Below are 25,924 nucleotides of genomic sequence, written 5' to 3'. Positions count from 1 at the left end.
AATCAACTATAGCGCTTATTACCATATTAATTCGTAAGCAATATCACAAATTTAGCCGAATTACGGTATCATAGGCACACTTTTTCAATTTCTATTGATAACCAACCCGTTTATATAAGAATATAGGTGATGAAAGTGCGTGAGATTTTAGTAACCAGTGCCCTGCCCTACGCCAATGGAGACATTCACTTGGGGCATCTTGTAGAGTATATCCAAACTGATATTTGGGTACGGTCGATGAAGGCGCAAGGTCATAAGGTGACTTATGTCTGTGCGGATGATGCTCATGGTACTGCCATCATGCTCAAAGCCGAAGACAATGGCGTAACACCAGAACAGCAAATTGCCAATGTGCAAGCTGCTCATGAAGCCGATTTTGCTAAGTTTTTGATTAATTTTGACAATTATCATTCAACGCATTCAGAAGAAAATCGGGAATTCTCTGAGCTGATTTATCGCCGCCTTAGAGATGCAGGTCATATCTCTACTCGTGATGTGGAGCAGCTATTTGACCCTGAAAAACAGCTGTTTTTAGCCGATCGTTTTGTTAAAGGTACCTGCCCTGAGTGCGCCGCTACCGACCAATATGGTGATAACTGTGAAGTCTGCGGTACGACTTATGATGCGACAGAACTTAAAGATCCGTACTCTACGTTATCAAATGCGACGCCTATTCTAAAGACTTCAAAGCATTATTTCTTTGACTTACCAGAGTTTGAGCAATTTTTAAAGGATTGGACGCGCAGTGATAATCGCTTGCAAACCTCAGTTGCCAATAAGCTGCAAGAGTGGTTCGATGCCGGCTTGACCAGTTGGGATATCTCGCGTGATGCGCCCTACTTTGGCTTTCAAATTCCAGACACGCCAAGCGATGAGCCAGACAAATACTTCTACGTATGGCTAGATGCGCCTGTTGGCTATATGGCAAGCTTTCAGAACCTGTGTGATAAGCGTGCAGGTACAGAAGAGGCTCTAGACTTTGACCATTATTGGGCGCAAGAAAACGAGCATAAAACCGAAGTGTATCACTTCATCGGTAAAGACATCGTTTACTTCCATGCGCTATTTTGGCCTGCCATGCTTGCTGGTAGTGAACTCCGTACACCAACTGGCGTCTTTGCTCATGGCTTCTTGATGGTCAATGGCGAAAAAATGAGTAAGTCGCGTGGCACCTTTATTAAAGCCGACACTTATGCTGAGCATTTGCATCCTGAGTACTTGCGTTATTACTTTGCGAGTAAGTTATCTGACAAAGTCGAAGACATTAACCTTGATTTAGAAGACTTTATGCAAAAGGTCAACTCTGATCTCGTTGGTAAAGTAGTCAATATCGCCAGTCGCAGCGCTGGGTTTTTGGTCAAAAAGTATGATGGTATGCTGACAGACGTCTGTGCTGAGCCAAGCCTATTAGAAGACATCACCAATACGGGCGATGAGATTGCTGCGGCTTATGAAAACCGTGAATTTTCTCGTGCCATGCGCCTGATTATGCAGTGTGCTGATAAAGCCAATGAATACATCGATGACAAAAAACCGTGGGCGCTTGCCAAGGTTGAAGGCGCAGAGCAAGAAGTTCAAGATATCTGCTCTGTGGCAATCAATATCTTCCGTCAATTGATGGTATATCTTGCGCCTGTATTACCTGAGCTGACTGCCAATGCTAAAGAATTCTTGAACATTGATGATTTAAGTTTTGCCAGCCGTAATGAGTGGTTGCTTGGTCATCAAATTAATAAGTTTAAACCACTGATGCAGCGTATTGAAGAAAAAGATATTGCAGCGATGGTTGAAGATTCTAAAGCCTCATTGACACAAGTAGGTGCACCTACCGCTAGCCAAGACGATAAAGCAGCAGCAAAAAATACCTCGCCTGCAGCAATGCCAAGCAGTACCGAACAAGCAGACTATATCGGTATCGAGGACTTTGCCAAAGTCGAGATGAAAGTCGCTCATGTTATCGCTTGCAACCATGTCGAAGGCGCGGACAAACTGCTTCAGTTCACACTAGATGTTGGTGAAGCACAACCTCGCAACGTCTTTAGCGGTATTCGAAAATTCTATGAGCCTGAGCAATTACAAGGTAAAAAGGTTATTTGCGTGACCAATTTGGCACCGCGTAAGATGAAATTTGGCATATCGGAAGGCATGATATTGTCGTCAGGCGACCCGAAAACAGGTCTGGTGGTAATTACCTTACCTGATGAAGCCGTTATCGGTGATTCACTGGCTTAAAAACGTTAAGTTAATTAAGTAGTAATAAAAGAGCAAAACAAAAAACGGTCTAAATAGACCGTTTTTTATGTTAAAAAGAATAGAAAGTAAGCTTGCTGTTTATCTGGTCAAAATATCAATGATCTGCAACGTATCATTAACGACCGTCACAATTTTATTTTCTGGCGTGCGAATACGAACATAGCGGTCATCATAACGGTCTAAAATTACCGAACGATCATAAATATCTCTATCAATGTTGCCGACTACTCTGTAACCGTATTGATCGAGATCACGCTTGAATGAGGCGTTAGAGTTAGCATGACGATAAGCATTAATGTTAGGCTGGGCATTGCTGCTATAACCATTTTTAAATTTATATTTTTCTGACTGATGCTGCTTGAGCTGTACTTGTTCATGCTTATCTTTACCGACATACGCAGATTTGCCCTTGCCATGATTATTACCGTGACCCTCTTTTGCCATAGCAGGTAAGGAAATCAATGAGATCGCTGTAATGCCAGCGATGGTTAATAACTTAAGATTAGTAGTGTTCATAATGTCATCCTTAAAATATTCATTTGAAAAAGATTAAGTAGATGGTAGAGTCTGTTGAACATTCACTAATGTCAGCATGATTGATAATGATATGGATTTCAGACTCACTGTAACTTTCGTATAGAAATTAGCTTACATTCATTATAAAGTGCGTTTGTAATCGCTGAATTGCTGGTTTGTGCGTTTTTTAAGCAGAGTTTTGCCGAATAAAGATGATTTTGCCAAATAAAACAGTCAATACTTGCTTTAATAACACTGGTGACGAATACGCTTTAATTTTTTATTGCGATAAGTTACATTACTGTCATAATATGAACATAATGATCAATGGATTGATTACTTTGATGTTAGCCCGTTATCTCAGCATTCACATAACATTGACTCGGGTAACCTGCACTTTCTAACCTACGAGCCACTATAAAATGATTTTTGCTACTACTTTACGCTTTAGCCTACTTGGTGCTGCGATGAGCGCCGCGCTTGGATTATCAGCCTGCTCTAAACCTGCAGACACTACAACGACTACCGATGACAGTACCACTACTGCTCAAAAACCTGCCAAAACATTGGCAATTACTCAAATCGTTGAGCATCCCTCATTGGATGATATGCGTCGCGGCATTATTGATGAGTTGGCGGATAACGGTTATGTCGAAGGTCAAAATCTAAAGGTTAATTTTCAAAGTGCGCAAGGCAATACGGCAACCGCAGGACAAATTGCCAAGCAGTTCGTCGGCGACAATCCTGATGCCATCGTTGCTATCTCAACCCCATCGGCACAATCTATCGTATCTGCAACCACGACCATACCAATTATATATACCGCCGTCTCAGACCCACTGGGTGCCAAATTGATCACTGCAGATGGTAAACCTTTTCAAAGCAATTTGACCGGACTCTCAAGCCAATTACCATTAGAGCCACAGCTAGATTTGCTCCAAAAAATCAAGCCTGACCTCAAAACCATTGGCTATGTATACAGTCCTGGTGAAGCCAACTCGGTATCATTGCGTGATGCGCTTAAAAAAGCGCTGCCGGCACGTGGCTTATCATTACTAGATATTCCAGCCAACCGTCCAACAGATATCGGTATGGCGACACGTAGCTTACAGGGTCGCGCGGATATTATTTATACCTCGTTTGACAATAATGTTGCCTCAGCCTTTGAAGCCATGGCACAAGCTGCCAATGAGCTAAAACTGCCTATTGTTGCCTCTGATGAATTCAGTGTCCAACGCGGTGCCACAGCAGCACTTGGTGTCAATGATTATGACTTTGGTCGTACGACAGGTAAGATGGTTTATCGCATTTTAAATGGTGAAGCGGTCAGTACCGTTAAGCCTGAAGTCATGAACGAATTGACACTCTACGTCAGCCCTAAACATGCTAAAACGCAAGGTGTAGTACTGTCAGATGAGCTGTTGAAAAATGCTATTAATGTCGATGAAAAAGCAAAAACTGCCAGCAAATGATTGCTGGTAGATAAGAGTGAATACGCAGTAGATAGCTTATAATTTATAACAAACACTGTTTATAACCGCAGTACGTAAGATCTTCTATTTATCTTTTATATAATGTACGGACACATTATTATTTTCAGGAGTAAGACCCATGTTGTATCAGAATCGTTTTGCCAAAGCTCTTTTATGGGGCGGTATATGTACCGCTATTTTGACTGGTTGTAATCAGCCAGCTAAAGAAGGTACCGCGACTGATGGTACTGCGGGCACCGATACCACAACAGAAATGAAAACGGTGGCTATTACCGCTATCGTTGAGCATCCAGCACTTGATGCTGTACGTAAAGGCGTAATCGATGAGCTAAACGATGCCGGCTTTAAAGATGGTGAAAACCTGAAAGTTAACTTTCAAAGTGCTCAAGGTAATACTGCTACTGCTGGTCAGATTGCCAAGCAATTCGTCGCCGACAATTCAGACGTTATCATTGCTATTGGTACGCCATCGGCTCAGTCAGTCGCTGCTGCAACCAGCAGTATCCCGTTAGTGTTTTCAGCAGTTACTGATCCGGTTGAAGCCAAACTGGTCTCAAAACTTGATGGTTCTGGCACCAACGTCACTGGTGGTTCTGATGCGCTTCCTTATGAGCCACAGATCGACTTGATGCGCCAAATTATTCCTAGTCTCAAAAACGTCGGCTACGTCTATAGCCCAGGTGAAGTCAACTCAACGATTATCCTAAAAAATCTAAAAGAAAAACTGACGCCACTTGGCATTAAAGTACATGAAGCTCCTGCCCAGCGTAGTACTGATATTGCAATGGCAGCACGTAGCCTAGAAGGTAAGGTCGATATGATCTACACCTCAACGGATAATAACGTGGTTTCAGCTTATGAGTCACTATATCAAGCCGCTAAAGAAAGTAAGATTCCGTTAATTGCTTCGGATACCAGCTCAGTTGAGCGCGGTGCCATCGCAGCATTGGGCGTCAACTACTATGATCTTGGTCGTGAAACTGGCAAAATCGTTGTACGTATCCTAAATGGTGAAAAAGCAGGCGCAATTCCCGTATACACGCCAAAAGTTCTTGACTTATATGTCAGCCCAAAACATGCTAAAGAGCAAGGCATCACCTTACCACAAGCGGTTATTGATAAAGCAAAAGAAGTGGTAGAGTAACTGCCTTTTACCTAATCAGTATAAAACAAACAGTAGATGATAATGTTGATTGCGCAAGCTGTCATTATCGTCTACATTAGCTTTACCTTGCTATTTATTGGTACGAATTATTGCTACAAACAAAACCCAGCTATGTGTCAGTAGGCTGGGCTTGTTGTTTAAAGGCTTTCAATAAGCAAAGATTATGATCATTTATGACAGTGATCGGTTGCGCTTTACCCTAGCTGCAGATTATACAATCTGTTAAATTCACCGCCTAAGTGTTTGGCTTATAGATGATGCTGATATATACCACTCATCTCAACCTCATGGTTCTCTAAACACTTGGTTATGACTTACTGATCTCTTATGTCTTTAATTGCTTTTTTTGGTGCACTTGAAAGTGGTCTGATTTATGGCCTAGTGGCGCTTGGCGTCCTTATTTCATTTCGTACCCTCGACTTCCCTGATTTGACCGCTGACGGCAGTTTTCCATTAGGTGGTGCGGTCGCTGGCATCTCTATCATCGCTGGTGTCAATCCATGGCTTGCTTGCGCCTTTGGTATGCTAGCCGGCTCAATTGCCGGTATCGTCACTGCTTGGTTGCACGTTAAGCTTGGCATATTACAGCTCCTTGCCAGTATCTTGGTGATGGTTGCGCTCTATTCTATCAACCTACGTATTATGGGTGCACCAAACTTGCCGCTGTTGGGTGAAACGACTGTCTTTAGTACCTTGGTCCATGATGGCAATGGCTATTGGATGCGCTGTCTGATCATTGGTATTGTCGTGCTACTGGCCATGTTATTTTTAAATTGGTTTTATAGTACCGAAACCGGTCTCTCTATGCGAGCAACAGGCTCTAACCTACGCATGGCGCAAGCGCAAGGCATCAATACCTCATGGATGACCATCATTGGTATGGCAATCTCTAACGGTTTGATTGCATTAGCTGGCGCGCTTTTTGTCCAGACCCAAGGTGGCGCAGATATCTCGATCGGTATCGGTACCATTGTTATTGGTCTAGCAGCGGTCATCATTGGTGAGACTATTATTCCGGCTAAGCGCATTTGGCTGATTACCTTTGCTGTGGTCGTCGGTGCGGTACTGTACAAGCTGTTTATTCAAGTGGCACTATCAAGCGATACCCTGCGCAGTATTGGCTTTGGTCCGCAAGATTTGAACTTGATTACAGCGCTACTCGTAGTATTGGCATTGGTATTGCCAAAAGCTAAAAATAAATTCTTAAGTCGTAAAGTTCGGGCTTAATGTCAATGTGCACCCATAAGGAATCATAATTATGATGCAAGCTACAGATTTGCGGTTGACCTTTAATCCTGGAACGCCCATTGAAAACCCTGCCCTACGTGGTATCGATTTAAATATCGCTGATGGTGAATTTGTCACTGTCATCGGTACCAATGGCGCGGGCAAATCGACCTTTTTAAACGCGGTCAGTGGTACCACTCGCGTCGATAGTGGCTCAATCTTACTAAATGGCATTGATGTCACCAAAAAGACCGCGCACCAGCGTGCTCATTGGGTGGCTCGTGTATTTCAAGACCCAATGGCGGGAACTTGTGAAGCGTTAACGATTGAAGAAAACATGGCGCTTGCCTATAAACGCGGTGGCAAACGTGGTTTAAACTTTGCTCTAAACCAAAATAACCGTGACTTATTTCGCGAAAAATTGTCGGTCTTAAAACTTGGCTTAGAAAATCGTTTGACTGACCGCATGGGTCTGTTATCCGGTGGTCAGCGCCAAGCGGTTAGCCTATTGATGGCATCATTGCAGCCGTCTAAGATTCTACTACTTGATGAGCATACGGCGGCGCTTGATCCTAAAACTGCCGCTTTTGTGTTAGAGCTAACAGATAAAATTGTCACTGATAATCAGCTTACCACCATGATGGTCACGCACTCGATGCAGCAAGCGCTCGCTCATGGCACGCGTACCGTGATGCTACATCAAGGTCAAGTGGTATTAGATGTGGCTGGTGATAAACGTCAAGGCATGACTGTGCATGATCTACTCGATATGTTTGAGCAAACGCGCGGCGAGAAAGTTGATGATGACAGCTTAATATTAAGCTAACCGATAACACGTATTTCTTTGAATATAAATAAAAAACGCCTACTTAATCGTAGGCGTTTTTTGCTTTTGGTTTACGATAAAAATAATAGCTGATCGTTATTCCCAATTGAGAATCTAACGTCACTATAGTCAACATACCCTAAAAACGCTACGGTAATGCTGGTACAAATTTTTTGCAGCCTCTGTCTACGTAGGTACAGCAAGCAAGAAAAATTGATACCAGCAGTACATAATATGCCGATATTACTTTTCATTGACTATATCTTTTGAATCAGCTCGCTTTTTATATACCAAAGCCCTCTACTCATCAGCCACGCCTGATTTGCTTTGAGGTTTTTGTTATTGATAAGTAATGATATCGCCACTTTGCCACTAGCCATTATATAGTAAGCGTTTATACATCTGCTCTTAGTAAAATGACCGTTATCTATCAGCACTCGCCTATAAGGTTTATCATGCGCAAAATTCCTGTTTATATACACCCTGCAGCGGGCTGGCCTGCACTGATTGCCTCTACGCGTACCTTAATGGATTACAAGGCTTTTTTGCGCGGCAGTATCAGCGTCTTACATAGCAATCAGCCAAAGGACGGCTTTGATTGTCCGGGCTGTGCGTGGCCCGATCACAAGTCAAATAAGGCCATAGATGTCTGTGAAAACGGTATCAAAGTCATCGCCAGTGAAACGATGAACAGACGAGCAGACGCGGCTTTTTTTGCTAATAATACAGTCACAGCGCTACAAGGCTGGTCAGGCTATGAGCTTGAACACAGTGGACGCTTATCAGAACCACTCTATTATGATGCTACTCAAGACCGCTATCTGCCGATTTCTTGGCAAGCGGCTTATGAGATTATCGCTGACCAATTAAAACAGCTTGATTCGCCAGATGAAGCACTGTTTTATACCTCAGGACGGGTAACCAACGAACCTGCTTTTATGTTTCAACTATTTGTGCGCTGTTTTGGCACCAATAACTTGCCTGATTGCTCAAACATGTGTCATGAGCCAACGTCAGTGATGCTAGGTAAGCAGCTAGGCATCGGCAAAGCAACCATAATATTGGAAGATTTTGAGCAGGCTAAATTGATTTTAATGTTTGGGCAAAATCCTGCAACCAATCACCCACGTATGCTTGAGATGCTAGCGCACGCGCATAAGCAAGGCTGCCGCATTATTTCTATTAACCCCATGCGCGAACAAGGTCTAAGCAAGTTTAGAAATCCGCAAAAACCCTCCCATATGGCAGCAGGTCAAAGTGATGAGATGGTCGATGAGGTTATCCAAATACAAATCGGTGGCGATGCGGCTTTATTAACCGGCATGGCCAAATGGCTCACCAAAAACGGTAAGATAAACAGTGGTTTTATTGAGCAGCATACCTCAGGCTATGACAAACTGGACGCTTGGTTACGTCAGCAATCTTGGACGGATGTAGAGCTTGGCTGCGGTATTAGTAAAGCAGAGATTATTATGCTCGCAAAGTTGGTTGCTGAGAGTCCAGCAACGATTTGCACATGGGGCATGGGCATCACTCAGCATGTACAAGGCGAGGATAATGTTGCCATGATTACTAACTTGCTATTGTTGATGGGTATGATTGGTATTGATGGTGCAGGCGCATCGCCTGTACGTGGACACTCAAACGTGCAGGGTGATCGTACCATGGGTATTCATGAACGCCCTAAGCAGAGCTTGCTTGATAGTCTTGAGCGCGTTTTTAAGCAGCCGATGCCACAAGAAGATGGTCTTGATGTCATCGCCGGTGCAAAGGCACTAATAAAAGGCGGCATCAAAGCCTTTGTTAGTATGGGTGGCAACTATGCGGTTGCCGCGCCAGATAAAAGTGCGATTCAAGCGGCGCTGACTACTACCCAGTTAAATGTCTTTGTCGCAACCAAGCTTAACGAAACCATGCTATATCCTGGTAAAAACAACCTTATCCTGCCTTGCATCGGTCGTACCGAGCGCCTCATCACTGATAAAGGTGAGCAGTTTGCCACCATTGAGGACTCAATGTGTCAAGTTGTGGCGACCAGAGGACGCCTTGAGCCTATCAGTAACACGCTAAAATCCGAAGCGCAAATCGTTGCAGATATGGCAACTCATGTACTTGGATCTGAATCCTCAATCCCTTGGCAAGCGATGAGTACGGATTTTGATGTTATTCGTGATTATATTGCGCAAGCGATTGAAGGATTTGAAAACTTTAATCAGCGTATTCGTGCCGCTGAGCGTGGTTTTCATCTGTATCATTCGGCGCGCCATCGGGTATGGAATACCGAGAGTGGCAAAGCACAGTTTGAAGTGCCGAAATACCCGATTACCTACGTTGCCACGCAAATGGCACAAACGACATCCGATTATCAAAATAATTCAGTAAACAATCAAACCTTTGATATGAACCAGTCTGCTGAGCAAAACGTCTGGCAACTAACCAGTGTCCGTAGTCATGACCAATTTAACACCATGATATTCGGCTTCCAAGATCGCTACCGACAGACTGATCGTCGTGATGTGCTCTTTATGCATCCAGATGAAATCAGTCGCTTAGGTTGGCAAAAAGGCGATCAAATCATGGTATCGCGCCAAGACAGTCAAAATGCTGAGCGCACGTTAGGACCTTTGATACTGACAGAGATGGATATTGCAGCGAATGCAGTGGCAACCTATTATCCTGAATGTAATGACCTCCTTGATTTGGACAGTCATGCGCCGGAATCCAGAACACCTGCTTATAAGTCTGTTACCGTGGTATTGAAGTGTCTTGAACAAAGCAGTATGGCAACTGCCGTATGATGGATGTCTCGGCACTAGAACTTTTATTTTATTAATAACACAGGCTAACAAGCACTCACAATGGCAAACAAACTTCACTTGGCTGCAGAAGATATCTTTAAGAAAGATGCGCCATTATCACGGCTACATGTGGCATATAAACACAGCTATGCATCAGATACATTTTTAGATGCTGCTAAGAATGCGCCGCTGGATATTGATACCAAGTCAGGAATGTTGGCTGTTGAGGCAGCTGTAGCCATTGTGATTAATGGCATTCATTACGCTGTCTTGATGGCAAGTCCTTATCAGCTCGAATACCTTGCCATCGGCTTTTTATATAGTGAAGGATTGATTCAGCATAGTCATGAATTACTAGATTGGGATATTACTCAATTAACAGACGATGAAAGTTATCAAGACTTTACTCCTGATTCTTTCATTCAAAATTCTTCTAATAAAGACTTTCTTAATTCTAATGTGACTGATGAGCTTATAAGCTTGGATCAGCTCTCAGAGCAGCTGCAAGACTATGATATATACGTGGTCGAGCTAGTCTTAAACCAGCGCTGTCATCAGCGTATTCAAGCGCAAAAACGCCAACTGGCAGGACGCACAGGATGCGGTATGTGCGGCATAACGGGTTTAACGCAAGCACTACCCGATCTAAGTAAATATCAGATAAACAAGCTATTGCTTAGTAGAGCGATGCCTAGTCTTGACGATTTACTGAGTATACAGGCGCAAATCAATGCAGCCCAGCATACCCATCAGCTCACAGGCGCTGTCCATGCTGCTGCAACCCTATACGAGCAGCAGCTGTACCTATTTGAGGACGTGGGGCGCCATAACGCCCTTGATAAGCTCATAGGATGGCAGTTGCATCATAAGGTAGAGGTTGACTATGTGCTAATGACTTCGCGTTTATCGATTGAGCTGGTACAAAAATCCATTCGTAGTCGTATACCTTGGCTGATTGGTATGTCTGCACCGACCAGTACCGCGGTACGTGTTGCCGAGCGTTATGGCTTAGGCCTAGCAGGATTTTTACGTGATAACCGCGTGACTTACTACGCAGGTTATGCCGACTCTTAAAATACATAGACCCTCTTCTACTCTAATGTTTGAACACATTCTTTGTCTAACCACCTCCATCAAACTTTGTTTTTTAATATCTTCCTCATCTGTCGAACAGACTTTTCAATGATCAAATTTATATATCATTATTTATAATAATTAACCATAAAATTTGTGATTGATAGCAGAATAGGTTAGTCTTAAGGCACAAACATGTTACTAATATTTAACATTACTGTAGTTTTAATTATCAATGCTACGTATGTCAGGTTAAATGCTTAGACATTTATCACCTGGCATCACGATTACGGATTATGTGTATTAGACCATAGATTGAGTAAAACAATACTCGATCCATGGTTATATATATCTGATACACGCTATCTAAACCTAGCATAAGTCAAGCAGTTGCGACTTACCGCTCATCCGTATTATTGCTATAGATGCTTGTACAAGCCTTTATCAGCAGCCAGCTATATCACGTATGCATCATTCGTAGCGTAATGGTTCAGCCATTTACAGACGCATATCGAGCGTTGTCCCTATGATTTTTGACATATCCTTCATAATTTATGATGAAGTCATATAGAGGCAAAAGCCATCCGCTTTCGATTTTTTTTGTGACGGTTCATCTCGTTGCGTGCTACCGATAATTGACCTATAGGCTGAATAGGTCGTTTTTGCATACCTGATAGTCTGGGAGAATACGTTTTAATCTACATTTTACTTATAACAATTGCGAGGTAGGAATTTGAAAACTGAGTCATTGTTCCAATTTTCAGCATTAACCATCATTTTGCTATTACTGGCATTTTATGGTGGTACTTATCTGCTGTCTTTATTAATAAAAAAAGATAAGGAGACGACCTCAGGTTTTATGGTCGCCGGTCACAACGTCGGTTTTGGTATGGGCGCTGCCAGTATGACCGCTACTTGGATCTGGGCAGCGTCATTTTATGCAGCTGCCACGTCCGGCTATAAATATGGCGTCTCAGGACCGTTACATTATGGTTTTTGGGGTGCCTTGATGATTTTATTCATCTACCCTTTTGGGATGCGATTTCGTGAACTTGCCCCTAATGGACATACCTTGGGTGAACTTATTCACGCCCGCCATGGCTCATCAAGCCAATTAATTTTAGCCATATCTAACCTTATGGGCAGCTTAATTAGCTTGATGGTCAATTTCACCGCTGCTGGCGCATTGGTATCAGTATTATCACCTTTGTCATTCCAAACAGGGGTGATTATCGCTGGCGTCGGAGTGCTAAGCTATACCTTAACTTCTGGATTTCGTGCTTCAGTGTTCACCGATTTTGCCCAATTGGTCGCGTTAATGGCGATTGGTGTCATTATTATCCCAGCGGTACTGTTTTCGATGGGTGGTCCTTCCGTCATGGTCAGCGGGCTTTCAAATCTAACCTTGCAGCAACAAGACTTCTTTTCATCTGAAGCCTTTTTTCAGCAAGGTGCGCCCTATTTTGTCGCAGTATTGGCTTATGCTATTGGCAATCAAACCATTACCCAGCGTCTATTTGCCATTGATAAAAGCAAAATTAAAGCAACCTTTATTACTGCTACTGTCGGCTATGCCGGTATTGTAATTGGTCTCGGCATGATTGGACTTATGGCATTAACCATAGGTATTGAGCCGCTCAATGGCAATATGAATAATTTGATTCCGCAAATGGTCAGCACGTATCTACATCCGGTATTCATCGCCTTATTCTTTATCTTGGTTATTGGTGCACTGTCCTCAACAGCTGATTCAGATTTATCAGCACTATCTACCATTATGATGGCTGACATTTATGGCAAGAATATTGCCAAAAAAAGCGGCGTAAACCCAAAAACCATGATGCTTGTCGGTCGCGGAACCATGATTGTCGCTACGGCAGCAGGATTGATTTTTGCCAGCTTTAAGCTTGATATTCTCGTGATGCTGGTTTTCGTCGGTGCGTTATGGGGTGCGATTGTATTCCCAGTGATTGCCAGTGTGTTCTGGAATCGCGTGACCAATACTGCCTTTACTTCAGCCGTCATCGTCGGATTATTATTATTCTGTACCGCTCGCTTTGAGCTCATACCTATCATTGGCGTTACGGCGCTGTTTTTTGAAGTATTGGCAAGCGTTGGTGCTGCTGTGGTAATTGGACTCATGGTATTTGGCTTTTTAGGTCGAAAAATGGCTGTGACAGCTGCTGCCCTTACACTGATACTGATGCTGATATTTGCCACTGGTTTCTTACGTCAATATATGGTGCTGCTTGCATCACTGACCGCTTATGGTGCCAGTGCAATCGTCTGCATCATTATCAGCCTCATGAGCAACGAGCATTTTGACTTTGATCTTATTAAACAGCGCGTTGGCGACTATGACCATAAACCCAACATACCGCCGACCACCAACGTTCAAAACTAGATTTATATCTTATCGACGTTTTGATGAATTTTTTAATGGCTTGATGTATTCATCATTCATTTTTAATACCTAAAATAAAGGAGTTAATATGGAAACCACGTTTTTTTATGGGCTTTATATCTTAATCTGGCCAGCAATCACGCTGGGTGTACTGATACTTATTTGCACTGCGACCTATAGAGATGTAAAAAAGGCCGTAGATAACAATAAAAGTATCGTTTAGAGACTTAATTAAGGATAGGATTTATCGTGATATGACGCTAAATACGCCTAACCTGATAAATAATCGGTCTTTATATCAAAAAGGGCTTGTAATTTAAATTATATTTGCTAATATAGGCGTCCTTGATTGGCTGGGTGGCAGAGTGGTCATGCAGCGGACTGCAACTCCGTTAACGCCGGTTCGATTCCGACCTCAGCCTCCAATTATTTAGGTTAAAAATTTATTAGGATTTATATTAATTTTAGCTTGCTTTATTAATGTAAATGCTTATAATATCGACCACTATCTAACAAGTAGAAAGCTTACTTATTAGATAATACAAGTTTTGCCCGGGTGGTGAAATTGGTAGACACAAGGGATTTAAAATCCCTCGCTAGTAATAGCGTGCCGGTTCAAGTCCGGCTCCGGGTACCATTATATTGAAAGGCTTCCAAGAAATTGGAAGCCTTTTTCTTATTGTATATCATTAACTTTCTCTTACCTCTACTATCAGCAGATGATGCTGTGATTCTAATGAGAAATTCAGGCATAAAAGCCACCAAGCGCTTTAATACTATCGTATTCTTTGTCGTTACGTGTTCCATGAATAGACATAGATTATATCCTCTAAATTATTAATCGATTGAAATAGCATCACTTTATTTATTTAGAAAGCACTAGCTAATGATAGTTGTTAGATAACACAAAGCCTTATTCAACCTGCTTGTTTCATACAAGTTTTTTAGCTACAGTTAAAATTCTTATATTGAATAATGACGATGAACCGTCAAATAAAAACAATTTTTCATAAGCTGGAGTACATTATGGAGCTAAAGCTGAATGAGCTTTCCGATAAAAACAATTTAAATAGTCATCATGGCGAGCATATTATCCTGCGTCTAACTTATGTTAACCGCTATAACACCGAAAATTCAAATATCGAAGTAGCACGTATTCTTGAGCAGGCGCAGCGCAATGGTATTACTGGTGCATTAGTAATTAATGAAAACTATTTTCTCCAAGTTATTGAGGGCGCAAGACCAGTTATTAACAATCTGTTAAAAAAATTGATTGAGGATAAGCGACATTTTTCTTTGCAAATTATTGAGTGCCGTGAAATTGAGGAACGGCATTGGAATAAATGGTCAATGAAATATTTAACGGCTAATGATCAGAATAAAGAGTATGTTATGAAATACTCAGCCAGCAATGAATTCAACCCTTACCTAATGAGTACTTCTCAAATTACAATGTTTATAGACAAGTTATCAAAACTTCAAGAACGACAAGAAAAACGCGAGTCTAAGATGAAAAAATCTTAGTTTTTGACCAGACGATTAGAATGAGTATATTTTATAGGGTAAGAACAACTTAATCGTCTAATGTATAGCCTACTATATAGGACGCTATACCTCTATATACCTGAAAAACGCCCAAAATAAAGGGCTAACAGTCTATGACGGTCAGCCCTTTATCGTTATTTGGTGGAGATGGCGGGAGTTGAACCCGCGTCCGCCAGCATTACGCTCATGAATCTACATGTTTAGTTTCTGTCTTTAATTTTAGTCTGCACCGATCCGACAGTCAGGATGGATTAGCCGATTCTCTACTTTTAAACCCAAGCAATTGAGACAATCACTTGTGGCGCTTCTACATGCGGACGCTTCAACTTAGTTGACCAACTGTAGATGATCAGCAACCAAGTAAACAGGGTTTAAGCTGCTAGAGCGTAATTTTCGTCGTTTGCGACTATAACAATATATGTTTGATTAACGAGAGGACATATACTCTCGACATGCATCATTGAGTTTCATCACCAGCGTCGAAGCCAGAACATCCCCAATAAGGTCGATGATTATATAGCATATATACGGCTGCTTGCAACCTATTAGAGCTCTGTATTACATTACATTACGTTACAGCTCAACTATCTAAGCCAGTATGGTATTTAACCATTTACCGATATTTTGAATCTGCGGCATACATACCTGATGTGCCATAGGATAGGTATGATAAGCAACACTATATCCTTTCTCTGATAATAACTGCTTTGCTTGTTCGCCTAATATAACGGGAACAACTGGATCATGCGCACCATGCTCGATCAAAATTGGCATACCTGTGTTGACAGCGCTATAGCGAACGCTGTCATTGGTTGCAAAGTAGGTAGAAAGCGCCATCAAGCCAGCCAAGCGCTGTGGGTAACCAAGTGCCACATGATAAGCCACTGCCCCGCCCTGCGAAAATCCTGCAATCACAATATGTTCAGGTTTCACACCGCGCTCGATTTCACGAGCAATCAAGTCATGGATTTGTTGTGCGGACTCTTCAATCTGCGCAATATCAACTTTGCGCTCAAGGCTCATCTCCAGGATATCATACCATGCGGGCATGACCATACCGCCATTGACCGTCACTGGGCGGTTGGGTGCATGCGGAAAGATAAAACGTACTGCCATTCCATCCGCTAAGCCGAGCTGCGGCACTACTGGCTCAAAGTCATGACCGCTAGCACCCAAACCATGCAGCCAAATCACGGATCGATTAATCGCTTTGTTTGCAGGATTGTGCTCGACAATAACGGCATCTAAATACTTATTCATTAATTATCCTTAATGAGAGTCAAAATTTAAACAAAATTAATATTACAAAATTACTTTGGTTGTCATCATTCCTTAAACATAACCCTATATTTTAGGAACTAAGTCAGTAACCATAAAATTAGTAATGATGATTTATGCACATTTATGAGGGTAGTTTACATGACAATTTCAAAAAATTCAGCGAATGAGCGGGCGCAGCTATACAACGCAGTGCTGAATAGATTCAAACGCCAAGGTTTTACTTTACCTTTAGCCATTATCAGCACTTTTTTATTAATAGGCTGTAATGAAGATGACGGTTCATCAATGATCGTACCACCTACTCTACCGCCAACGATTGAACCTATACAGTCGCTAGCTTATACCTATGGTGTTCGACCATTTTATCTGGTCAACGATATGGATGACAGCCCGCTAAAAGATGAGTTGCTGGCATGTAAGGGTCAAACACCTAGCAAGACAGGTTTCTCTATCGCCCATCGCGGCGCGCCTCTACAATTTCCTGAGCATACTTATGACGGTTATGTAGCTTCAGCACAAATGGGCGCAGGCATCCTAGAGTGCGATGTGGCCTTCACTAATGATGGTGAGCTGGTATGTCGCCATGCCCAAAACGATTTGCATACCACTACCAATATTGTTGCTACGCCACTAGCGAATCAATGTAGCGTACCGCCTATAATAGATGCTAATGGATCTCTCACCAACGCCGCCGATATTGAATGTCGCACTTCAGATATTAGCGTCAGGGATTTTAAAAGCTTAACGGGAAAAATGGATGCCGCTAATCCGAAAGCAACCAGTATTAGTGCCTACATGAATGCGACTGCCCCATGGCGAACGGATTTGTATTCACAAAATGGTGAAGTATTGACATTAAAAGAGCATATAGCACTTGCCAGTAGCTTGGGTATGAAACATACACCTGAGCTCAAAGAACCCGTGGTTACTATGCCATTTAATGGATATAGTTTAGATACTTATCGTCAACAAATGATTGACACTTATAAAGTTGCAGGCGTGCCCGCCAGTGATGTATATCCGCAGTCATTTAATCTTGCAGATATTGACTATTGGATTAATAACGAACCGAACTATGCCACCAATGCCGTCTACCTCATCGATGATAGCAACGAGAGCGCGGCGGGTAAAATATTTGATAAAAACGACCCAACGACGTGGAAGCATTCATTGGCTGAGCTGAAAGCGCGCGGCGTTAATATCATTGCCCCCGCAACTTGGCTATTGGTCACCAGCGATGGTAATGGCAAGCTGCTACCGTCGGCATATGCCTTGCAAGCCAAAGCCAATGGCCTCGACATTCTCACGTGGTCGCTTGAACGGTCAGGGCCATTAAAAAATGGTGGTGGCTGGTATTATAGTGGGCTTAGCGACGCCATTAATAACGATGGCGACATCATGAATGTCATTGATGTGCTGGCGCAAGAAGTTGTAGTGAAAGGCATCTTCTCAGATTGGCCAGCAACGGTCAGTTACTATGCCAACTGTAAAGGTTTGAAGTAATGTAAAGGGTCAACCCTACTCATATTTTAAAGGCATAGAGACATTAAGTAATCGATTGAACTGGTTGCTTAATATCCGCATTTTGACCACGATGACGCAGATAATGATCCAGTAACACAATCGCTAACATAGCTTCGGCGATAGGTGTTGCACGTACACCAACGCAAGGATCATGACGACCTTTGGTCAGCATCTCAATCGCTTCCCCCTCTGTATTGATACTCTTGCCAGCCGTAGTAATACTAGAGGTTGGCTTCAGTGCAATACTGACACGGATATCTTGTCCTGATGAGATACCACCCAAGATGCCGCCTGCATGATTGGCGGTAAAACCATCGGGTGTCATTTCATCACGAGAGCTATGCCCAAATTGTCCTGCCACTGCCATACCATCACCAATCTCAACACCTTTAACGGCATTGATACTCATCATGGCATGGGCAATATCGGCATCTAAACGGTCAAATACCGGCTCACCAAGTCCAACTGGTACGCCGCTTGCAATAATCTCAAGACGGGCACCACAGCTCGTACCTTCACGGCGTAAACTATCTATCAAGGTCTCAAAGCGACTGACAGCATCGGCATCCGCACAGAAAAACGGATTACTATTCACAAAATCCCAATCGATTGTGCTTGGGTTTAGGACATTACTGTACTCATTACCAATTTGGGTCACATGACCACGGATTTGCACACCTAAGCGCTCTAGCAAGTATTTCTTGGCGATAGCACCTGCCGCTACACGCATGGCAGTCTCACGCGCCGATGATCGACCACCGCCACGATAGTCACGAAAGCCATACTTCATACTATAAGTATAGTCGGCATGACCGGGGCGAAAGGTATCTTTAATTTCACCATAGTCTTTAGATTTTTGATTGGTATTACGAATCAGTAGACCGATAGAAGTACCTGTCGTTTTACCTTCAAAAACGCCAGAGATAATCTCGACTTCATCAGATTCACGGCGCTGGGTCGAGTACTTAGAAGTACCCGGTTTACGGCGATCCAAATCTATTTGCAAGTCGGCTTCGGATAAGGCTAAACCTGGTGGCACGCCATCGACGATTGCTAACAAACCTGCACCATGCGACTCACCGCAGGTGGTGACGGTAAAGACCTGACCAATACTGTTGCCTGCCATATTTATCCTTAAACAAATGAAGTCGATTTTTGACTGTTTTAATTATAGTATCAATCGTGATTTATTGATTGCTATCTAGTAACTGTACATAATTGGCGAATAATGAGCGATAGCTCATAAGCTCATCATAGGTAATCGCAAAGATGCCATGACCGCCATGAGCAAACCTTAGCCAATCAAACTGAATCTCAGGATAAGCTTGTTTTAACGCCCACTCGCTATCACCCACTTCACAGACTAGCAAACCTTCGGGGCTTAGATAATCGGGTGCTTCAAACAAGATACGATGTACCAAGTCTAAACCATCTTGACCAGCAGCAAGCGCATGCTCAGGCTCATATAAAAACTCTGGTGGCAAATCTGCCATGATAGCGGCATCAACATAAGGAGGATTGGTTACAATCAGCTCATATTGATTTTCGGCAGGGATTTTGGCAAATAAGTCAGATTCAATCACATTGACTTGATGACCAAGGTCATGATGATCGACGTTGACCATCGCGACTTCTAGTGCACCTTTATCAATATCTACAGCATCAACCAGTGCATCGACAAAACGAGTCGCCAGCGCAATAGCAATACAGCCAGAACCGGTACATAAATCTAAAATACGCTCAGGCTGTGATAGCTGTTTAATTTCTAAGCCATGATCATAAAAAGCCGGCGCTTGATTATTGACACTTACGCCTATTGGTTTTGCCAGCTCGCTCACTTCAAAATATGGGTGGAACTGCTGACGAATCAATTCAGCAATAGGTGAGCGAGGAATCAATACGCGCTCATCGACATAGAACGGCAAATCACAGAAATAAGACAGATTAATCAAATAGCTTAATGGCTTACGCTCAGCGATACGCTCTTCTAACAAGCTTAAAACCAATTGCTTCTCTGAAGTGGTCAAACGACAGTCCAGAATCTGATCATTGGCAGACCAATCCAAAGACAAAGAATGCAATACAATCGCAGATGCTTCGGCAAACTCATCGGTGGTGCCTTGGGCGACAACCACATCATAGTTACGTAATTGCGTCACTGAAAAACGAATAAAGTCACGAATAGTGACCAGTTGCTCACGTGCCTCTTCAAGCTCCGCACGCAAAGTCGCAAATTCATCGTGCTCACCGACCAGCCCTGTCTCTAAATCGTATTCCATATCATCATTGATACCTTGTGACTCATCATCATTAAAGTATTGATTTTGAAATTCTTCTGCGCTCATTACTTGGTCTTCTGACATATCGCACCTTGCTGATTACATGCTCACTGACTACATGCGGATGGGTTAAATCGCTTTCAATGATTTCACTGAACAGCCAATTTATTAAATAAAAATCTCGTTCCACATTATAGACGGAAACAAGATGATGCGCCAATGACTGTATTTTTTACTTCAACAAAATCTTTAGCAGTATTTACAATTAAGTAGCCCATGGCTTTAACAGAAGGGTTAAAAAGGCTGATTTAGCATAGCCATATAACACTGTCTTAAAGCTCATAACGTATTGTGGTAACTGTTAATTGAGTGGAAAAGGCAGCCTTAGCCTGACTCAACTCTTGCTTAATTGTAGTGAATACGTCAACTGTTGACGTTTGGCAAGTCTTAAACGAAAAAAAATGTGTCAAAAGTTTGCGAAGCATCCAAATTATGCGCATAATAGCCTCATTAGCAGCCACCACAAGTATATAAATATGATGAAAATAAAACCTCTTATCACCGCTATATCTATCGCTGTTGTTAGTATGAGTGCTATTGCTGCACCTACTGATGGTACACGCACTTTACCTGTACGCACAGCTGACTCGCTTCCTAGTATTGCGAAAAAAGTCAGTCTGAATGTGCAAGAAAGTCGCAGTAGCTCAGTCGTCGACTCTAGTACGTCCGTAAAACTAGATACGAATAAAGCCAAATCAGCGGACCGTATGACCCAGCTGATTGATGCCAAGCAGGACGCTGAAGTGAAAGCATCGGTCGCCGTTACCGCTGACAATATGACCGTAGAGGAATTGACTCGTAAGGATGAGCAATCAGACAGTGACGATATTAGCGAAGGTCAAGCGGTATCAGCACCTAGCTCTGCCATGGCTGATAGTGCAACGGATACTTCTATCAAAAGTATCGCCGATGTTGATGGTAAAAAACATACCACGCTGAATTTGTCTAATTATGCCAAACAAGTAAACGGTGCCACATGGACACCGAGTATGAAAGTTAACTCAGCTATGACTATCAAAATGCAGGCGCTGCTCGATTGGAATCATGCGTCTCCGGGTGCTATTGACGGTGGCTGGGGTATGAACAGTAAAAAAGCACTGATCAACTTTCAAACCATGCAAGGCTTGCCAGCAAACGGTAAGATGGATCAAAAAACATGGGATGCTTTAAATAAAAATATTCCAGCTAACAAGCCAGTTTTAGTGACGTATACCATCACTGAAGATGATGTGAATACCAATTTTGCTACTATGCCTGCAGACTCAGAAGCCAAGTCAAAAATGAAAGGCTTGTATTATCAAGACATCAAAGAGATGTTTGGTGAGCGCTTTCATATGGATGTGCGTTATTTAGACAAGTTAAATAAAAACAAACAATATAAAGCGGGTGAAACCATTACTGTATTAAATACGCGTGCTCCGCTTAAGCAGCGTATTAACCGTGTCGTCGCCAATAAAGCTGATAAAACTCTTTATGCTTATAATGATGACAAGCTGGTTGCAACCTATCCTACAACCGTCGGTAGTGACAGCACGCCATCACCACAGGGCACCTTTAAAATCGTTAATAAAGTAAAAATGCCGTGGTATAAAGCAACTGTTGGCGAAGGCGCAGATAAAAAAGTACATATGTTACCACCAGGACCGAACAGTCCCGTAGGGGTGGTATGGATGGGCTTATCTAAACCTTCTTACGGTTTACATGGCTCACCTAAGCCAGAAGGTATCAGTCGCCAAGCATCAGCAGGCTGTGTGCGTTTGACTAACTGGGACGTTTTAGAGGTTTATGCCAATATCGAAAATGGCGCAACCGTTGAGCTAAAATAGTTCAATAGATAGTACGCAATAAAAAAGACCTTGATCATCGTATCAAGGTCTTTTTTATTATATTCCAAAAGATTCAGTACCAAAATTTTAGATGTAATAAATAAAATGAATAGCATATATAAAATGCTCGATTAAATGATACTACGATCTTTTTTACCACGAACTATGCTTTGTAACCCTCTTCATTACCTGTAATGCTGCCAATTTTTTTGGTGAAAAATAATGCTGTGGGAATAGAAACTAAGAAACCGATAGCGACTGCTATTTGAATATGCGGAATCTGGTTAAAACCCATGACCAAAGCACCGATCATAAAAAGACCGATGATGACAGTTGCTGCCATTGAATAGACAACAGAAAAAAGTGGCCAGTTCATAACTTATTCCTTACTTTTATTATGGGTATAACTACTTTATACACTATATCCATACTAATAGTAAGTCTTTTATTATTTATGCTCAGCCCAATCATAGTAAGTAATTACTATCGATAACCTTATTATAAGTATTGATTTATAATAAGTGTTTTTACTAACACCAAACCGCCTTTTATTTAAAAGTTTTCCACCCTTTGTACTGGCCCAATTTTATTCGGGAAGACCTATGACTACGTGCTTGTTTATCCTTACTATTGAAATATTCGACTGACAATCTAAATAAAATTGTCTGGTTTATAGCAAAAAATGAGTAGGGTTTACCATGTATTTACTTAGGAATCTTCAACACCCTTGGCACGTTTGTGCTAAAATCGCTTGCAAAATTATTTTACTTATTCTACTAAATACATCCGTCAGTAAGGAGCCGCTGTGAGCCAGCCATTTCGCTCAGCCGATATTCGTCAAGCTTTTATCGATTTTTTCATAAGCAAGCAGCATACCCTCGTCGCCTCATCGAGTTTGATTCCGCATAATGACCCGACATTGCTATTTACCAATGCCGGTATGAATCAGTTTAAAGAGACCTTTTTGGGTATTGAGCCGCGTGATTATACGCGTGCGGTAACCTCGCAAAAGTGCGTACGTGCTGGTGGCAAGCATAATGATTTGGATAACGTCGGCTATACGGCGCGCCATCATACGTTTTTTGAAATGCTTGGTAATTTCTCTTTTGGCGATTATTTTAAGCAAGCAGGTATTGGTTATATTTGGGAGTTTTTGACCTCGGACGAATGGCTTGCGATTGATAAAAACCGCTTGTATGTGACCATTTATGAGACTGATGACGAAGCCTTTGATATTTGGCATAAAGACATCGGTATCCCAAGCGAGCGCATTATCCGTATTGGAGATAATAAAGGCGCGCCTTACGCCTCAGACAACTTTTGGACGATGGGTGACACTGGCCCTTGCGGCCCTTGTACCGAAGTATTTTATGACCATGGCGCTGATATCGAAGGCGGTTTACCGGGTACGCCTGAAGAAGACGGCGACCGTTATATCGAAATTTGGAACTGCGTCTTTATGCAGTTTAATCGTCAAAAAGACGGTACTATGCTGCCGCTACCAGCCCCAAGTGTTGACACCGGCATGGGACTTGAACGTATCAGTGCCATCATGCAAGGCGTACATGGCAACTATGAGATAGATTTATTCACTCATTTAATGGATGCGGCGGCTGAGATTTTAGAAATTGAGAATCAGCAACAGTCATCATTAAAAGTCATTGCTGACCATATTCGCGCTGTTTCATTTTTGATTGCTGATGGCGTCACTCCAAGTAATGAAGGTCGCGGTTATGTGCTACGCCGTATCATTCGTCGTGCGGTACGCCACGGTAATAAGCTTGGTGCCGATAGCGATTTCTTTTATAAAATGGTCGCACCGCTTGTCGCTGAGATGGGCACCGCCTACCCTGAGCTAAAAGATAAGCAAAGCGTCATTGAAAACGCCATTCAAAAAGAAGAAGCCCAATTTGCCAAAACCTTAGCACAAGGTTTACGTCTACTTGCCAGCGAATTGGAAGGTCTAAAAGATGGTGATACCCTTTCTGGCGAAGCAGCATTTAAGCTATATGATACTTACGGCTTCCCCGTTGACTTGACCGCTGATATCACCCGTGAGCGCGGTATTGTGATTGATGAAGCGGAGTTTGATGAACATATGCAAGCACAGCGTGAACGCGCGCGTGATGCAGGCAAGTTCGACGTTGATTATAGCAATGTCATTCAAGTAGAAAACCCAACCACCTTTATCGGTTATGAGCAGCTTGAAGAAGAAGGTGTCACGATTGATGCACTTTATCAAGATGGCAATCCAGCCGATAGCCTAACTGAAGGTATGGAAGGTGTCGTAGTACTTGACCGTACACCGTTTTATGCTGAAGGTGGTGGTCAGGTTGGTGAGCTTGGCGAAATCCGCACCGCGACTGGCGTTTTTGAAGTGCAAGATACCAAAAAATCTGGTCAAGCCATCATCCATTATGGTGTCGTGACCATGGGTGACATTAACACCAAGCAAACCGCTGATGCGCAAGTATTGTCGAGTATTCGCGCAGCCAGTGCCAAAAACCACTCTGCCACACATCTATTGCATGCTGCATTAAGAGAAGTATTGGGTGATGAAGTCACGCAAAAAGGCTCGCTAGTATCAAGCGAAGTATTACGTTTTGATTTCTCCTATGACAAGCCCGTCAGCACTGCTGAAGTTACACGTATCGAACGCTTAGTCAATGAGCAAATTCAAGCCAACACCCCTGCTCGCATCGAGAATATGTCTATCGACGAAGCAATGAAACAAGGTGCTATGGCATTGTTTGGCGAAAAATATGGCAGTGATGTTCGCGTCTTAACCATGGGTACTGACAGTATCATCGATGGTCAACGTAAGCCTTTCTCTATTGAGCTTTGTGGTGGTTTGCACGTTAAACGTACCGGTGATATTGGTGTGTTAAAAATTACCAGCGAATCAGGTATTGCGGCTGGCATCCGCCGTATTGAAGCCGTCACTGGCATGAATGCGATTAAAAATATCCAGCAAAGTGAGCAGCAGCTGAGCGAGCTTGCCAGTCAGCTAAAAGTAAAACGTCCTGAAGTGGCGCAGCGTGTGCGTACCATGGCGGATAAGCAGCGCGAACTTGAGAAACAACTAGAGCGTTTAGAGCAAAAAATCGCCAGCGCCCAAGCCGCAAACTTGCTTGATGACGTGCAAACCATTGCTGGTACGCCAGTACTTATCAGTACACTAAGCGGTATCGATGGTAAATCTATCCGTACGCTAATGGACGATATCAAATCAAAACTACCAGATAGTGTGATTGTATTGATTGGTGATAAAGATCAGCAGTTGGCATTAGCTGCTAGTGTGGCAAAGTCTGTGACTGCGAAAGTAAAAGCCGGTGATATTATTCGTCATTTGGCAGGTGAGCTTGGTGGTAAAGGTGGTGGTAAACCTGACTATGCCCAAGGCGGCGCACCAAAAGCTGCCAACACCAGCGCGGTTATCAATGCGCTACCTGCGTGGATTGCAGAGCAGCTTGGTTAAGTATTAAGCTGAGGCTAATAGGCGATTGGTTATAACGGTTATAACCAATCGCCATGTATCTAATGTCTACTGATACTTAAAGTTACGGCTCGAATATGATATAAAGGTCAACGCTTAGACTTATTTCAGCGTATGAAGTCTATTGGCATAATAAGACAGTAAACCATCAAAAAGT

General features: G+C 42.7%; 18 protein-coding genes, 2 tRNA genes and 1 other RNA gene. 15 read left to right on the top strand and 6 right to left on the bottom strand.

Features of this window, described 5'->3' with window-relative positions; all coding sequences use genetic code 11:
- The first annotated feature begins 129 nt into the window (after window positions 1-129).
- Window positions 130-2,232, top strand: coding sequence for a methionine--tRNA ligase (metG, locus tag JMX75_RS04970; RefSeq protein WP_201531291.1), 2,103 nt, complete (start codon window positions 130-132; stop codon window positions 2,230-2,232).
- A gap of 99 nt (window positions 2,233-2,331) precedes the next feature.
- On the opposite strand, the gene JMX75_RS04965 is transcribed toward metG, so the two are convergent.
- A complete protein-coding gene (locus JMX75_RS04965) occupies window positions 2,332-2,769 on the bottom strand; it encodes a hypothetical protein (RefSeq protein ID WP_133104496.1) in 438 nt (145 codons plus the stop codon).
- 422 nt (window positions 2,770-3,191) lie between these two features.
- Between JMX75_RS04965 and JMX75_RS04960 the strand changes: the two genes are divergently transcribed.
- From JMX75_RS04960 to JMX75_RS04915, 11 genes are all read left to right on the top strand, one after another.
- Window positions 3,192-4,241, top strand: a complete 1,050-nt coding sequence (locus JMX75_RS04960) for an ABC transporter substrate-binding protein (protein WP_020443733.1) — start codon at window positions 3,192-3,194, stop codon at window positions 4,239-4,241.
- A 139-nt stretch (window positions 4,242-4,380) separates the two neighbouring features.
- Window positions 4,381-5,406 (top strand): ABC transporter substrate-binding protein, encoded by a 1,026-nt coding sequence (locus JMX75_RS04955; RefSeq protein WP_011513925.1) that lies wholly within the window; start codon window positions 4,381-4,383, stop codon window positions 5,404-5,406.
- Window positions 5,407-5,754: 348 nt separating this feature from the next.
- Window positions 5,755-6,654: an ABC transporter permease gene (locus tag JMX75_RS04950; RefSeq protein ID WP_133104493.1), complete on the top strand. Its 900-nt coding sequence runs from the start codon at window positions 5,755-5,757 to the stop codon at window positions 6,652-6,654.
- Window positions 6,655-6,685: 31 nt separating this feature from the next.
- On the top strand, window positions 6,686-7,480 hold the full coding sequence (locus JMX75_RS04945; RefSeq protein ID WP_011513927.1) for an ABC transporter ATP-binding protein: 795 nt from the start codon (window positions 6,686-6,688) through the stop codon (window positions 7,478-7,480).
- A 455-nt stretch (window positions 7,481-7,935) separates the two neighbouring features.
- Window positions 7,936-10,278 (top strand): FdhF/YdeP family oxidoreductase, encoded by a 2,343-nt coding sequence (locus tag JMX75_RS04940; protein ID WP_201531272.1) that lies wholly within the window; start codon window positions 7,936-7,938, stop codon window positions 10,276-10,278.
- Window positions 10,279-10,338: 60 nt separating this feature from the next.
- The gene (gene fdhD / locus JMX75_RS04935) at window positions 10,339-11,352 is read left to right on the top strand and encodes a formate dehydrogenase accessory sulfurtransferase FdhD (RefSeq protein WP_201531271.1); all 1,014 of its coding nucleotides are present in this window, start codon (window positions 10,339-10,341) and stop codon (window positions 11,350-11,352) included.
- A gap of 748 nt (window positions 11,353-12,100) precedes the next feature.
- Complete coding sequence (locus JMX75_RS04930) at window positions 12,101-13,756, top strand: sodium:solute symporter family protein (RefSeq protein ID WP_201531290.1); 1,656 nt, start codon at window positions 12,101-12,103, stop codon at window positions 13,754-13,756.
- 88 nt (window positions 13,757-13,844) lie between these two features.
- The gene (locus tag JMX75_RS13110; protein ID WP_223145227.1) at window positions 13,845-13,979 is read left to right on the top strand and encodes a putative transporter small subunit; all 135 of its coding nucleotides are present in this window, start codon (window positions 13,845-13,847) and stop codon (window positions 13,977-13,979) included.
- Window positions 13,980-14,107: 128 nt separating this feature from the next.
- Window positions 14,108-14,181: transfer RNA gene (locus JMX75_RS04925), tRNA-Cys, on the top strand.
- A 125-nt stretch (window positions 14,182-14,306) separates the two neighbouring features.
- A tRNA-Leu gene (locus tag JMX75_RS04920) sits at window positions 14,307-14,393 on the top strand.
- A 344-nt stretch (window positions 14,394-14,737) separates the two neighbouring features.
- Complete coding sequence (locus JMX75_RS04915; protein WP_227673008.1) at window positions 14,738-15,280, top strand: BLUF domain-containing protein; 543 nt, start codon at window positions 14,738-14,740, stop codon at window positions 15,278-15,280.
- Between the two features lie 160 nt (window positions 15,281-15,440).
- Here JMX75_RS04915 and ssrA read toward each other — a convergent pair.
- Both ssrA and JMX75_RS04905 read right to left on the bottom strand, forming a co-directional pair.
- Window positions 15,441-15,799, bottom strand: a transfer-messenger RNA (tmRNA) gene (gene ssrA / locus JMX75_RS04910).
- A gap of 90 nt (window positions 15,800-15,889) precedes the next feature.
- Window positions 15,890-16,561, bottom strand: coding sequence for an alpha/beta hydrolase (locus tag JMX75_RS04905; protein ID WP_201531270.1), 672 nt, complete (start codon window positions 16,559-16,561; stop codon window positions 15,890-15,892).
- 159 nt (window positions 16,562-16,720) lie between these two features.
- Here JMX75_RS04905 and JMX75_RS04900 point away from each other — a divergent pair, with 159 nt between their 5' ends.
- Complete coding sequence (locus JMX75_RS04900) at window positions 16,721-18,085, top strand: glycerophosphodiester phosphodiesterase family protein (protein ID WP_201531269.1); 1,365 nt, start codon at window positions 16,721-16,723, stop codon at window positions 18,083-18,085.
- A gap of 43 nt (window positions 18,086-18,128) precedes the next feature.
- On the opposite strand, the gene aroC is transcribed toward JMX75_RS04900, so the two are convergent.
- Together aroC and prmB are read right to left on the bottom strand one after the other, a co-directional pair.
- Window positions 18,129-19,232: a chorismate synthase gene (aroC, locus tag JMX75_RS04895; RefSeq protein WP_020443743.1), complete on the bottom strand. Its 1,104-nt coding sequence runs from the start codon at window positions 19,230-19,232 to the stop codon at window positions 18,129-18,131.
- Between the two features lie 61 nt (window positions 19,233-19,293).
- The gene (gene prmB / locus JMX75_RS04890) at window positions 19,294-20,469 is read right to left on the bottom strand and encodes a 50S ribosomal protein L3 N(5)-glutamine methyltransferase (protein WP_011513962.1); all 1,176 of its coding nucleotides are present in this window, start codon (window positions 20,467-20,469) and stop codon (window positions 19,294-19,296) included.
- Between the two features lie 377 nt (window positions 20,470-20,846).
- Here prmB and JMX75_RS04885 point away from each other — a divergent pair, with 377 nt between their 5' ends.
- On the top strand, window positions 20,847-22,271 hold the full coding sequence (locus JMX75_RS04885; protein ID WP_201531268.1) for a L,D-transpeptidase family protein: 1,425 nt from the start codon (window positions 20,847-20,849) through the stop codon (window positions 22,269-22,271).
- 163 nt (window positions 22,272-22,434) lie between these two features.
- On the opposite strand, the gene JMX75_RS04880 is transcribed toward JMX75_RS04885, so the two are convergent.
- Window positions 22,435-22,647, bottom strand: coding sequence for a hypothetical protein (locus tag JMX75_RS04880; RefSeq protein ID WP_133104485.1), 213 nt, complete (start codon window positions 22,645-22,647; stop codon window positions 22,435-22,437).
- Between the two features lie 429 nt (window positions 22,648-23,076).
- Between JMX75_RS04880 and alaS the strand changes: the two genes are divergently transcribed.
- Window positions 23,077-25,749 (top strand): alanine--tRNA ligase, encoded by a 2,673-nt coding sequence (gene alaS, locus JMX75_RS04875; RefSeq protein WP_201531267.1) that lies wholly within the window; start codon window positions 23,077-23,079, stop codon window positions 25,747-25,749.
- Window positions 25,750-25,924 lie beyond the last annotated feature (175 nt).

Source organism: Psychrobacter sp. LFX-11D, assembly GCF_904846475.1.
Lineage (GTDB): Bacteria > Pseudomonadota > Gammaproteobacteria > Pseudomonadales > Moraxellaceae > Psychrobacter > Psychrobacter cryohalolentis.
The sequence above is the reverse complement of the archived record's forward strand: the minus strand, read 5'-3'. Positions and strand labels throughout refer to the sequence as shown.

Coding starts and splice junctions, on each gene's coding strand:
- metG (WP_201531291.1), top strand. CDS start 130: ATGAAAGTGCGTGAGATTTTAGTAACCAGTGCCCTGCCCTACGCCAAT.
- JMX75_RS04965 (WP_133104496.1), bottom strand. CDS start 2,769: ATGAACACTACTAATCTTAAGTTATTAACCATCGCTGGCATTACAGCG.
- JMX75_RS04960 (WP_020443733.1), top strand. CDS start 3,192: ATGATTTTTGCTACTACTTTACGCTTTAGCCTACTTGGTGCTGCGATG.
- JMX75_RS04955 (WP_011513925.1), top strand. CDS start 4,381: ATGTTGTATCAGAATCGTTTTGCCAAAGCTCTTTTATGGGGCGGTATA.
- JMX75_RS04950 (WP_133104493.1), top strand. CDS start 5,755: ATGTCTTTAATTGCTTTTTTTGGTGCACTTGAAAGTGGTCTGATTTAT.
- JMX75_RS04945 (WP_011513927.1), top strand. CDS start 6,686: ATGATGCAAGCTACAGATTTGCGGTTGACCTTTAATCCTGGAACGCCC.
- JMX75_RS04940 (WP_201531272.1), top strand. CDS start 7,936: ATGCGCAAAATTCCTGTTTATATACACCCTGCAGCGGGCTGGCCTGCA.
- fdhD (WP_201531271.1), top strand. CDS start 10,339: ATGGCAAACAAACTTCACTTGGCTGCAGAAGATATCTTTAAGAAAGAT.
- JMX75_RS13110 (WP_223145227.1), top strand. CDS start 13,845: ATGGAAACCACGTTTTTTTATGGGCTTTATATCTTAATCTGGCCAGCA.
- JMX75_RS04915 (WP_227673008.1), top strand. CDS start 14,738: ATGAACCGTCAAATAAAAACAATTTTTCATAAGCTGGAGTACATTATG.
- JMX75_RS04905 (WP_201531270.1), bottom strand. CDS start 16,561: ATGAATAAGTATTTAGATGCCGTTATTGTCGAGCACAATCCTGCAAAC.
- JMX75_RS04900 (WP_201531269.1), top strand. CDS start 16,721: ATGACAATTTCAAAAAATTCAGCGAATGAGCGGGCGCAGCTATACAAC.
- aroC (WP_020443743.1), bottom strand. CDS start 19,232: ATGGCAGGCAACAGTATTGGTCAGGTCTTTACCGTCACCACCTGCGGT.
- prmB (WP_011513962.1), bottom strand. CDS start 20,469: ATGTCAGAAGACCAAGTAATGAGCGCAGAAGAATTTCAAAATCAATAC.
- JMX75_RS04885 (WP_201531268.1), top strand. CDS start 20,847: ATGTGTCAAAAGTTTGCGAAGCATCCAAATTATGCGCATAATAGCCTC.
- JMX75_RS04880 (WP_133104485.1), bottom strand. CDS start 22,647: ATGAACTGGCCACTTTTTTCTGTTGTCTATTCAATGGCAGCAACTGTC.